Origin of the sequence: Pseudomonas sp. ESBL9 (assembly GCF_036668715.1) — a bacterium.
Taxonomy (GTDB): domain Bacteria; phylum Pseudomonadota; class Gammaproteobacteria; order Pseudomonadales; family Pseudomonadaceae; genus Aquipseudomonas; species Aquipseudomonas lundensis.
Genome location: NZ_JAZEVV010000023.1, coordinates 1 through 456, shown reverse-complemented (window position 1 = coordinate 456; position 456 = coordinate 1). Strand labels below are relative to the sequence as shown.

General features: G+C 59.6%; 1 protein-coding gene. It reads left to right on the top strand.

The annotated features are described in order from the left end of the window. Positions 1-2: 2 nt before the first annotated feature. On the top strand, positions 3-456 hold a 454-nt coding region (locus V6F78_RS22270; RefSeq protein ID WP_442965112.1), incomplete at its 3' end, for a DUF3304 domain-containing protein.

The window sequence follows — 456 nt, the reverse complement described above, 5'->3', positions numbered from 1 at the left end:
TCCTGTGGCTGACGTTGATCAGCGGCCTTTCGCTGCAAGGCTGCACCCCGCCAAAGCCCGTGCGTCTGGGTGCCCCCATCGAGGGATACAGCCATACCTCGGCGGCGATTAATTGGTTTTCTGTGAACGGTGCCGGTGGGCCGAATCTGGCGCCGTATGGCTACGGGGGTGGGCAAAATTGCTGCGCGTCACTGCCTGTGAAATGGCACCCCGGGCTGACGGTGGTGGTGGAGTGGGAGAAAGATCCCAGTCCGTATGACTCAATCAATTGGCCAAAACCCCGCTACTCGGATGCTTGGCGCAAGGCTGCTAGAGATCAAGAAGCGGACTACACCCGTCATCGAGCGGTTGTGCCTGTTGCACGGTACGAACGGTTGGGGGTTGTGAACGTGCACTTCTTGCCGTGCAACCAAGTGGCAGTTACCGCGGGGCTCATGATGCCCAGAACCCCCAAAT